The organism is Acerihabitans sp., from assembly GCF_036398755.1.
Taxonomy (GTDB): Bacteria; Pseudomonadota; Gammaproteobacteria; order Enterobacterales; family Enterobacteriaceae; genus Acerihabitans.
The window spans coordinates 1-11,243 of record NZ_DASWOM010000097.1 but is presented as its reverse complement, the minus strand read 5'-3'; the positions used below and the strand labels follow the sequence as shown (position 1 = coordinate 11,243).

General features: G+C 57.7%; 10 protein-coding genes. 1 reads left to right on the top strand and 9 read right to left on the bottom strand.

Features of this window, described 5'->3' with window-relative positions; all coding sequences use genetic code 11:
* Positions 1–432 precede the first annotated feature (432 nt).
* Positions 433–1,218, bottom strand: coding sequence for an esterase (gene yjfP, locus VGC33_RS16585; RefSeq protein WP_331121878.1), 786 nt, complete (start codon positions 1,216–1,218; stop codon positions 433–435).
* Positions 1,219–1,296: 78 nt separating this feature from the next.
* Between yjfP and bsmA the strand changes: the two genes are divergently transcribed.
* Positions 1,297–1,602 (top strand): biofilm peroxide resistance protein BsmA, encoded by a 306-nt coding sequence (gene bsmA, locus VGC33_RS16580; protein ID WP_331121877.1) that lies wholly within the window; start codon positions 1,297–1,299, stop codon positions 1,600–1,602.
* Positions 1,603–1,625: 23 nt separating this feature from the next.
* Here the strand turns inward: bsmA and rlmB are convergent, their stop codons facing one another.
* From rlmB to hfq, 8 genes are all read right to left on the bottom strand, one after another.
* Entirely contained in the window at positions 1,626–2,363 is a 738-nt protein-coding gene (gene rlmB, locus VGC33_RS16575) for a 23S rRNA (guanosine(2251)-2'-O)-methyltransferase RlmB (protein ID WP_331121876.1), read from the bottom strand.
* 77 nt (positions 2,364–2,440) lie between these two features.
* Positions 2,441–4,948, bottom strand: coding sequence for a ribonuclease R (gene rnr / locus VGC33_RS16570; protein WP_331121875.1), 2,508 nt, complete (start codon positions 4,946–4,948; stop codon positions 2,441–2,443).
* Positions 4,949–5,456: 508 nt separating this feature from the next.
* Positions 5,457–6,755, bottom strand: a complete 1,299-nt coding sequence (locus VGC33_RS16565; RefSeq protein ID WP_331121874.1) for an adenylosuccinate synthase — start codon at positions 6,753–6,755, stop codon at positions 5,457–5,459.
* 100 nt (positions 6,756–6,855) lie between these two features.
* Complete coding sequence (locus VGC33_RS16560; protein WP_331121873.1) at positions 6,856–7,056, bottom strand: DUF2065 family protein; 201 nt, start codon at positions 7,054–7,056, stop codon at positions 6,856–6,858.
* Positions 7,057–7,188: 132 nt separating this feature from the next.
* Positions 7,189–8,208 carry a protease modulator HflC gene (gene hflC, locus VGC33_RS16555; protein WP_331121872.1) on the bottom strand — a complete coding sequence of 340 codons (1,020 nt, stop codon included), beginning with the start codon at positions 8,206–8,208 and terminating at the stop codon, positions 7,189–7,191.
* 3 nt (positions 8,209–8,211) lie between these two features.
* A complete protein-coding gene (gene hflK / locus VGC33_RS16550; protein ID WP_331121871.1) occupies positions 8,212–9,477 on the bottom strand; it encodes an FtsH protease activity modulator HflK in 1,266 nt (421 codons plus the stop codon).
* A 56-nt stretch (positions 9,478–9,533) separates the two neighbouring features.
* Positions 9,534–10,814: a ribosome rescue GTPase HflX gene (hflX, locus tag VGC33_RS16545; protein WP_331121870.1), complete on the bottom strand. Its 1,281-nt coding sequence runs from the start codon at positions 10,812–10,814 to the stop codon at positions 9,534–9,536.
* Between the two features lie 96 nt (positions 10,815–10,910).
* On the bottom strand, positions 10,911–11,222 hold the full coding sequence (gene hfq / locus VGC33_RS16540; RefSeq protein ID WP_331121869.1) for an RNA chaperone Hfq: 312 nt from the start codon (positions 11,220–11,222) through the stop codon (positions 10,911–10,913).
* Positions 11,223–11,243 lie beyond the last annotated feature (21 nt).

Below are 11,243 nucleotides of genomic sequence, written 5' to 3'. Positions count from 1 at the left end.
CATAAAAACGATTTCGTAATGACGCATACAGAATTGCTCCTTACGGATTATTCAGCCTCCTGTCAGGGTCAACCGCGGCCCATGGAAGCAAGGAACGTGATAATTGTGCGGCTGAAAAATGACGCGCAATCTTACATTTATACGGTGGGAAATACAAGGACTGATCCGCGCCGGACGCGGCGGCATAGGAGTGTAATTATATACAAAGGCATTAATTAACAAAAAAACTATTCAAATAGTATGTTTTTTGTTCAAAAAAATTGATTTAATCAATCAATAAAGTGTTATTTCCCTCCCCGGCGCACTGGCATATACTATTTATCAATAAAGCCCCGGCGCCGCGTTAACTTAGCCGGGGCCGCCCGGAACGGGCGGCGTCCGAATCCCCAACACCAGGGAATGACCAATAAGATAAAGAAGTCTGTTTATTATTTAGCCCCCTTGTGGGGCTTTTTTATTGGTCGTCGGCGAGAGATGCCGTACGAAGAACGCCACCCCCGCCGCCAGCGCCGATACCGTAATTTTATGGCCGATGCCCGGCTCGGTGAGATAGGTTGCCTGATGAGGGCCGCCACGGGCCTCCAGCGCCTGGTACAGCCGGCTGCTTTCCGTTGCCGGCACCAGCGGGTCGGCCTCGCCGTGCCAGATTAACAGCGGCCGGTTCGCCAGCTTGTCGAGCTGATGGAACACCTCGTAGTCGGCCAGGGGAGCCATGCGGCGCTCAAACTCCTTTTGCCCGGCGCTTGAGGTCGGCGCAACCGGCGGGAACAAGGTTTTCGCCAGCCGCAGATAATCCCCCGACCCCATAAAGTCCGCCGCCACGCTCAGCCAGTCATACCGGGCCATGGCGCCCAGCGCGGTCATGCCGCCCATGGAGGCGCCGCACACGCCGATGCGCCCGCCGTCGATAAGGCCCTGCTGCTGGTAATGTGTTTTGACCGCCGGCAGCTCGTCGATATTGGCGCGCACGATAGTCCAAAAGTTCTCCAGGCGCCGCTGCTCGTCGCCGTCGAAACGCGCGCCGTGCATATCGGCATCCGGCAGGATTACCCGAAATCCGGCTTTCGCCAGGGCATAGCCAAAATAGCTGTAAACCTCTTTTGACGAGGTATAGCCGTGATAAAAGAAAATCGTCGGCAGCGGCAACCGGCGTTTACCCGCCGGCACCGCATGGATAACCTCGATGCCGCCGACCGACTCCTGATGCATTTCAACCATTTTGCCCCCCTATTGCGCGTCTATTCTTTTATACTACCGCTATCTGTCAAGGTTGTTTGTTATCAACGGTTGGTACCCATGAAACCACTCTTCGCTGTGATCTTCATTTTGAGTATGCTGTCGGCGGGCTGCGGCGCGCTTACGGGCAAACCGGTAGCGCCCCCCGCGCCCACCGACCAGGCGCAGGAAATCAGCCGCGACCAGACCGGCACCCTGACCATCATCGGCCGGGTCACCGTTGAGGAGCGCGGCAGCCCGATGGACGCCGAAGACGCCATACGCGCCCAGGCCAATGGCCGGGGAGCCACCTATTACCAGATTATTATGCTGTCGGAAGAATTCAGCCCGGGCATCTGGCGCGGCGCGGCGATTTTGTACCGCTAATCAACGGCGCTTGACGGGAGGGTTCAGGGAAGCTGGCGCTGGCGTACCGCTTCAAACAGGCAAACCCCCGCCGCAACGGAAACGTTGAGCGACGAGACCGACCCGGCCATCGGGATACTGATAAGCTCATCGCAGTGCTCGCGGGTCAGGCGGCGCATGCCTTCGCCTTCCGCGCCCATCACCAGCGCCAGCGGGCCGGTAAATTTGCTTTGATACAAATGATGATCCGCCTCGCCCGCGGTGCCGACGATCCAGACGTTATGCTCTTTTAGCATGCGCAGGGTGCGCGCCAGATTGGTGACGCGGATAAGCGGTACGGTTTCCGCCGCGCCGCTGGCCACTTTCTTGGCCGTGGCGGTGAGTTGCGCCGAGCGATCGCGCGGCACGATAACCGCATGTACGCCGGCGGCATCGGCGCTACGCAGGCAGGCGCCCAGGTTATGCGGATCGGTAATACCGTCCAGCACCAGCAGGAAAGGGGCGGCGTGCTGCGCCAGCAGACCCTCCAGGTCATTTTCCTGTAGCTGGCGTCCTTCCTGCACCCTGGCCACGATGCCTTGATGAACCGCGCCTTCCGCGGTCTCGTCCAGCCATTGGCGGTTGGCTACCTGAATAACGATGCCGTTGGCTTCCAGTTCCACCACCAGTTCATGCAGGCGGCGATCGTCGCGGCCTTTCATGATATACACATCGAGGAAACGCTGCGGGTCGCGTTCCAGTAAAGCTTTAACGGCATGAATGCCGTAGATGATTTCGCTCATGTTGCTCTTTTATCGCGGTATGGGCCGTGTCGGCCCATGGATTATTGTCGCCGGCGGCGGTCACCGGCACGCGGGTGTTATTGCTGCTCCGGTTTGCTTTGGGCGCCGCTTTTCTTCCGGCTGCGCCGTGGTTTGCCGGCCGAGGGCTTTTTAGGCGCGTTATCCGTTGCGGCGGCGTCTGCCGGGCCCGTGTCGCCCGCCCTGGACGGCGCGCTTTTTGGACCGGGTCCTTTGCCATCGTTCTGGCGAAACGCGCTGTCCGGCTCGAAATTCGCCCCCTTTGCGCCGGTGCGGCGACGGCGCGCGGGCTTGCCGTCGCTACTGGCGCCGGCATTGGCGCCGCGCGCGGCCTGCTGCGTGCGCACGCGTTCTGTTTTACCCGCGCCCCTGGGCTGGCGCTTGCTGGAGATGAGGGAGAAATCGATTTTGCGCTCATCCATATGGACCGCCTCAACCTTGATTTCCACGACGTCTCCCAGGCGATAAACCCGTCCACCCGACTCGCCGATCAAACGCTGACCAATATTGTCATAGCGGTAATAATCGTTGTCCAGAGTGGAAACATGCACCAGGCCGTCGATAAACAGATCGTTGAGGCGGACAAAAAAGCCAAAGCCGGTGACGCTTGCGATGATGCCGCTGAAGACCTGGCCGACGTGATCCTGCATAAAGTCGCATTTCAGCCAATCGGAGACATCACGGGTCGCTTCGTCGGCCCGCCGTTCATTCATGGAGCTTTGCTGGCCCAACTGCAGCATTTCCGCCATTTCGGCATGCCAGCCGCCGGTGGGCGTGGAGCGGCCTTTGGCCTCGCCTTCCTGCTTCGCCAGCAGATATTTGATACTGCGGTGTAAAGACAGATCCGGATAACGGCGGATTGGCGAGGTAAAGTGCGCGTAAGCCTGCAGCGCCAGGCCGAAATGGCCGCGATTTTCCGGGTCGTAGATCGCCTGCTTCATGGAGCGCAACAGCATGGTTTGCAGCATCTCGTGATCCGGACGCGCGGAGACGATGGTCATCATGTCGGCGTAGTCTTTAGGCTCGGGCTTAATCCCGCCGCCCAGCGTCAGGCCCAGTTCGCCAAGGACGGTGCGCAGCGCGGTGATATGGTCGTTGCTGGGACGGTCATGCACGCGGTACAGCGCCGGTTCGTCATTTTTTTCGACGAAGCGCGCGGCGGCGATATTCGCCAGGATCATGCACTCTTCAATCAGCTTGTGCGCGTCGTTGCGCTTCACCGGTTCGATGCGATCGATACGGCGCTCGGCGTTGAAGATAAACTTGGCTTCTTCGGTTTCAAATGAAATGCCGCCGCGCTGTACCCGGGCCTGCTCCAGCGTCTGGTACATCTCATGCAGCGTCTGTATCGGCTTGACCAGCGGATGGTAATGCTCGCGCAGTTCCCGATCGCCCTGCAGGATCTGCCATACCTTGGTATAGGTCAGCCGCGCATGGGAATTCATTACCGCTTCATAAAATTTATAGGAGGAGAGCCGTCCCTGGGAAGAAATGGTCATTTCGCAGACCATGCACAGACGGTCCACCTGCGGGTTCAGTGAACACAGGCCGTTGGAGAGCTTTTCCGGCAGCATCGGGATAACCTGCGAGGGAAAATACACCGACGTGCCGCGACCGCGCGCCTCATTATCCAGCGGCGTATTGGGACGAACGTAATAACTGACATCGGCGATGGCAACCCACAGGCGCCATCCGCCGCCGCGTTTCTTTTCGGCGAATACGGCGTCATCAAAATCGCGGGCGTCCTCGCCGTCGATAGTCATCAACGGCAGGCTCCTGAGATCCACCCGGCCGCGCTTCGCCGCCTCGGGCACCTCTTCCTTCAGATCAGCGACCTGGCTCTCCACTTCCGGCGGCCAGTTATAGGGGATATCATGGGTACGCAGGGCGATATCCACCGCCATGCTGGTACCCATATTATCGCCGAGCACTTCCACCACTTTGCCCACCGCTTTGGTGCGCCGCGTGGGACGCTGGGTCAGCTCAACCACCACCATAAAGCCCATGCGGGCGCCGCTGGTGCCTTCCGGCGGAATCAGGATATCAAAGCTCAGCCGGCTGTCGTCGGGCACCACGAAAGCGCTGCCGGCGTCGGTAAAATAGCGCCCGACAATCTGGCTGGTTTTTGGCACCAGCACGCGTACGATGCGCGCTTCACGCCGGCCTTTACGATCGGCCACCAGGGGTTGCGCCATCACCACGTCGCCGTGAATGGCCATTTTCATCTGTTCCGCCGACAGGTAGAAATCGTCCTTGCTGCCGTCCACCCTTAAAAAACCAAAGCCATCGCGATGGCCGATAACCGTGCCGCGCAGCAGATCCAGGCGCTCAGGCAGCGCATAGCACTGCCGGCGGGTAAATATCAGCTGGCCGTCGCGCTCCATGGCGCGCAGACGGCGGCGCAGGCCTTCAACCTGATCTTCGCCGGTGATCTCTAGATCCTGCGCCAACTCTTCGCGACTGACGGGCGTTTCCCGTTTGGCCAGATGAGCCAGGATAAATTCCCGGCTGGGGACGGGAAATTCGTATTTTTCTGCCTCTCGTTCGAGAAAGGGATCTTGTGACATGCGCTACCTCCATTGTCCAAAACAGGTTGCTGTGCCGATTTCATTCAACAAGCAATAATGTGTAGAGCGGCGGATTTCCTGACATGATGTTCACCCGGCCGGGCCGCCGAACACCTGTGGAAAGGTCATTTGCCCTGCTGCAGTCCTGTTTTAAACAGCTGGCTGGGACGATTGGATTACGTTGCGCTTACGTCCGCACTACATCCGCACCACATCCGCACTACATCTGCACTACATCTGCACTACAACAAATCAATAATGGTTTTCAGAATTAAAATCCAGCTAACCGCAATTCCGCCATACCTACCGGCAGGTTTGGCGACAAGATGGCGGATAACAAGAAAACGATGGTAATAAGAGTAACCGTTAGGAACCCATCAGGCTATAAGACTTGTCAACAGCTGGGGCGGAGACAGGAGCTCAAGAGAGGATAACTTATTGATAATAAAAAATAAACCGGGACAAGCCCGGTGAATTACATTTTTTTGGTTTTACGCTATAAACGCGCTCAGGCGTCAAAAGGGTCGCGTAAAATCATGGTTTCGGTGCGATCGGGGCCGGTGGAGATAATATCAACCGGTACGCCGGTGACTTCCTCGACACGGCGGATATAACGCCTGGCCGCTTCAGGCAGTTTATCAAACTCTTTGACGCCGAAGGTGGATTCACTCCAGCCAGGCAGGCTTTCATAGATGGGTTCGATACCTTCCCATCCTTCCGCCGCCAGCGGGGTGGTTTTGAGTTCGCTGCCGTCCGGCATGCGATAGGCGATGCAGATTTTCACTTCTTTCAGGCCGTCCAGCACATCAAGCTTGGTCATGCAGAAACCGGAAAGTGAGTTAATCAGCACCGCGCGACGCACCGCAACCGCGTCCAGCCAGCCGGTACGGCGGCGGCGGCCGGTGGTGGCCCCGAATTCGTTGCCTTTGGTGCAAAGGTACTCGCCCACGTCGTCGAACAGCTCGGTGGGAAAGGGGCCGGCGCCGACGCGGGTGGAATAAGCCTTGACGATGCCCAGCACGTAGTCCACATAACGCGGACCGATGCCAGAGCCGGTGGCGACGCCGCCCGCGGTGGTATTGGATGAGGTAACGTACGGATAGGTGCCGTGATCGATATCCAGCAAGGTGCCCTGCGCGCCTTCGAACATGATCAGCTCGCCGTTTTTGCGGGCCGTGTCCAGCAGCTCGGAGACATCCACCACCAGGCCGGTAATGATGTCGGCAACCGCCATCACGTCGTCCAGGATGGTCTGGTAGTCAACCGCCTCGACTTTATAATAGTTAACTAACTGGAAATTATGATAATCAACGATTTCTTTCAACTTAATCGCGAAGGTTTGCTTGTTGAAGAGATCGCCAACGCGCAGTCCACGCCGTGCTACCTTGTCTTCATAGGCGGGGCCGATACCGCGCCCGGTGGTGCCGATGGCCTTGTCGCCACGGGCTTTTTCACGCGCCATATCCAGCGCGACATGGTAGGAGAGGATCAGCGGACAGGCTTCGGAAATCAGTAAGCGTTCACGTACCGGTATGCCGCGCGCTTCAAGTTCACCCATCTCTTTCATTAAGGCTTCCGGCGATAACACGACGCCGTTGGCAATGATGCTGGTTACGTTTTCACGCAAAATACCAGAGGGGATCAAATGAAGTACGGTTTTTTCACCGTTGATAACTAGAGTATGACCGGCATTGTGTCCGCCTTGATAGCGAACAACATATTTTGCCCGTTCGGTCAGCAGGTCTACGACCTTGCCTTTACCTTCGTCACCCCATTGGGTGCCCAGTACGACGACGTTCTTACCCATCTCTCAATTCACCAGATTGCTTAAAAAAGGATTCTAACATCTCAGTCCCAGGCTTTCAGTACTTTTTAACATCAGCATGGACTGTTTTTTATCTGTGCGATCATCCTCCCATTCTACTGCGCAACATGTAGTAGATTACACCGCCGGCAACCACTAAACCGCCGCCGAAGCGACGTAATAATTTATCCGGCAATGTGGTCATGGCGCCGATCATTTTGCGCCAGACGCCGGGAAACAGCAGCGGACCCAGGCCTTCAAGCACCAACACCAGCCCCAACGCCATCCATACAGTAGGATTCATGACGACCTCAAAAAAAAGGCCCGCGCGAACGGGCCTGTGCTTGATAACAACACCGTGTTAACTCTGGCAGGGCGGGCCCGCCAGCACGAATCGCAAAGCGGACGTGTTAAAGGGCGACCGTGCCAGTGAAACTCATGGACGCCCCGTAGGGAGCGTGGTGGTGGTGGCCGGTGATTTCATGAAGCGGAAGAAATCACTGTCCGGACTCAACACCATAACGTCGTTATTGCTGCTAAAACTATTCTCATAAGCGCGCAGGCTGCGGATAAAGGCGAAGAACGCCGGATCCTGGCTGAAGGCATCGGCAAACAGCTTGGCGGTCTGCGCATCGGCCTCGCCGCGGGTGATAAGCGCGGTACGCTCAGCCTCCGCCAGCGTGCGGGTCACTTCGTAATCCGCCGACGCGCGCAGTTTTTCCGCCTCTTCCTGCCCCTGCGAACGATGGCGACGCGCTACCGCCTCACGCTCAGCCCGCATACGCTGGAAAATGGCGTCGGACACTTCGGCCGGCAGACTGATCTGCTTGATGCGCACATCCACCACCTCAATACCCAGCGCCGCCATGCTGTTCGGGTTTACCGCCGGCTTCGCGCCCTTGGTTTCCCTTTCCACCCGCGCCGCCGCCGACGCGATAGCGTTATCCGCCGCGGTGGTTTCCACTTCGCCGTCGCCCGCGGTACCGCTGTTAAGCGCTTCGCGCACATCGGTCATCAGGCGGTTACGCGAATCGGTCACAATGCCCTTCACGTCCAGACGGCCCAGTTCGGAACGCAACCGGTCGCTGAATTTACGTTTCAGCAGCACTTCGGCCTGGGACACGTCGCCGCCGCCCGTCGCCAGATAGTAGCGGCTGAAGTCGCTGATACGCCATTTGATGTAAGAATCGACAATCAGGTCTTTCTTTTCCATGGTCACAAAACGATCGGCCTGGTTTTCCATGGTCTGGATACGCGCATCCAGGGTTTTGACCGTTTCGATAAACGGAATCTTGAAGTGAAGACCGGGCGAGAAGATTTCCGGCTTGTTTTCGCTGTCGCGCAATACCTTGCCAAAGCGCAGCACGATGCCGCGCTGGCCTTCCTGCACTACGAACAGCGAAGCGTACAGCGCCACCAGCACCACGACAACAATAAGGATTAAAGGCTTACGCATCGGTTATTCCCTCCCTACGCGAGTGGTCGTGTCACGCTGGGCGTTGGCCCGGCGCTGATCCATGACGGAACTGGAACCGCTGTTTTCGGTCTGGCCCGGCTCCGCCACGCCCGCGGCGTTGACGGACAGCGGCGGCAGGCGCAGCAGGGTGCTGGCGCTGGTATCCTTACGGGTGGCGTCCGGCGCCGGCGGATTACGCAGCAGTTGATCCAGGGGCAGCACCATCAGATTGTTGCCGCCTTTATCGTTAACCAGGATTTTACGGGTATGGCTCAATAAACGCTCCATCGAGTCGATATAAAGACGCTCGCGGGTAATTTCCGGCGCGGCCTTGTATTGAGGCAACAGCAGGGAGAAGCGCTGCACCTCGCCCTGGGCCTCCAGCACGGTACGCGTGCGGTAGGCGCGACCTTCCTCAAGAATACGCTGCGCCTGCCCGTTGGCGCGCGGCTGCACCTCATTGGCGTAGGCTTCGGCTTCACGAATATACTGCTGCTCGTTTTCGCGGGCGGCGATGGCATCGTCAAACGCGGCCTTGACTTCCTCCGGGGGACGGGCCGCCTGGAAGTTAACGTCCAGCAGGGTAATACCCATGTCGTAAGGACGAATAGTCTCTTCCAGCACGCGCTGCGTATCGCTTCGGACCACCGTTCGTCCCTCGGTGAGGATGCGATCCATGGTGTATTTGCCAATCACGCCGCGCAGGGCGCTGTCGGTTGCCTGGCGCAGGCTGTCGTCGGCGTTGGTGACGCTGAACAGATAGCGCTCGGGGTCGGTGACCCGGTACTGCACGTTCATCTCAACGCGCACCACGTTTTCATCGGCGGTCAGCATGACGCCTGAGGCGGCCAGCTCCCGAACCGATTCGACGTTCACGGCGACGACCTGATCGATAAAGGTGGGTTTCCAGTTCAGGCCGGGTTGGACCAGGCGGTCAAACTTGCCAAAACGCGTGACGACCCCGCGCTCCGCTTCCTTAATGGTATAAAAACCGCTGCCGGCCCAGATGATGACCACGGCCAGCACGGCCAGCCCGACATAGCGGCCCCCGCGCGCGGGACCGCTGGCGCCGCCGGTGTTATCCGGTGACTTCTTGCCGCCAAACCCGCCCAGCTTCTTGCCGAGCTTCCGGAAGATATCGTCCAAATCGGGAGGTCCTTGTTCACGTCCGCCTTTATTATTATTTCCGCCAGAGTTGCCGCTGTTATTATTGCTGCTTCCCCACGGGTCGCGGTCATGTCCGTTATTACCGGGCTGATTCCACGCCATGTTTAGCTCCATTTTACTTAATTAGTATTCTTCAGGCTTTTGTTCCCAAAGGACGGTCAGACAAGATAGTCCGCCAACTCGTTTTCCTGCTTGCAAAGACGACGCCAGTCGATGATGGGTAACCGGACTATCAAACCCATGCTGCCGTCGTCCTCGATCCATTCTTTTTCAATCGCCTGAAGCTGGTAGAACCGGCTGCGCAAGCGTCCCGCCTGCGGGGGCAAGCGCAGCTCGTGCTGAGCAATCTCGCCCGACAGACGCTCGGTCAGCGCCTGAAAAAGCAACGGAATCCCTTCACCGGTCTGGGAGGACAACCATACCCGCACCGGCACATTTTCCTCATTGCGATCGATACGCGGCACAAAATCGTCCAGCATATCGATTTTATTCATCACCAGTAATTCCGGTATTTCATCCGCGTCTATTTCAGCCAGGACCGCATCCACGGCGGCGATATTCTCCTGGGAACGCACATCCGAGGCATCAACGATATGCAACAACAGCGTGGCCTCGCGCGTCTCTTGCAACGTGGCTTTAAACGCCGCCACCAAATCATGGGGCAAATGGCGGATAAAACCGACGGTATCCGCCAGCACCGTGTCGCCTACGTCGTCGACCTCAATACGCCTGAGCGTCGGGTCAAGGGTGGCGAACAGCTGATCGGCGACATACACTCCCGCCTGGGTCAGCCGGTTGAACAGGGTGGATTTACCGGCATTGGTGTAACCCACCAGCGATACCGTGGGCACATCCGCGCGATTACGGGCGCGACGCCCCTGCTCGCGCGTTTTTTCCACCCGCTCCAGACGCGAAAGAATCAGGGTAATGCGGTTGCGTAGTAAACGGCGGTCGGTTTCAAGCTGGGTTTCACCCGGCCCGCGCAAGCCGATACCGCCTTTTTGCCGCTCAAGGTGGGTCCATCCCCGCACCAGGCGCGTGGCGAGATGGCGCAGCTGCGCCAGTTCCACCTGCAGCTTGCCCTCATGGGTACGCGCCCGCTGTGCGAAGATATCCAGAATCAGTCCGGTTCGGTCGATAACACGACATTGGCACAGGCTCTCCAGATTTCGTTCCTGGGCCGGCGACAAGGCATGGTCGAATAATACTACAGACGCACCACTGGTTTTAACCGCCTCGGCGATTTCGGCAGCTTTTCCCGCACCGACATAATATTTGGGGTGGGGTGCCTTGCGGCTCCCGGTGATCACGTGCAATGCTTCTACCCCGGCGGAAGATACCAGCGACTCAAATTCCTGCAGATCTTCCGTGTCTTTGTCTTGTGAGAAAAAAATGTGAACCAGTATGGCCTGCTCACCGGTATCGTAACGGTCAAACAAGCGTACAACCTCTCAAACGGATAAACCGCAGTTGTCACGGAGCCTTAGCGTCAGCGACACGCTAAAGCACCGCGGTATGGTTAGCCCGGATGCGCCTTATTCGACGTCATCACTTTCCTGGGGCTGTGCGGGCGCCGCAGGATTGCTGCCATGATGATAATTGCTGCTGCTGGCACCACTGGCCGGATTGTTATTGTGATGCGACACCGCACGCGATGGTACCACTGTGGAAATGGCATGCTTATAAACCATCTGACTGACCGTGTTTTTCAATAAAATGACGAACTGGTCAAATGACTCAATCTGGCCCTGCAATTTGATACCATTCACCAAATAAATAGAAACCGGAACCCTTTCCCGACGCAATGCGTTCAAGAACGGATCTTGCAAAGATTGCCCCTTAGCCATTCTATCTTTTCCTTATGTGCT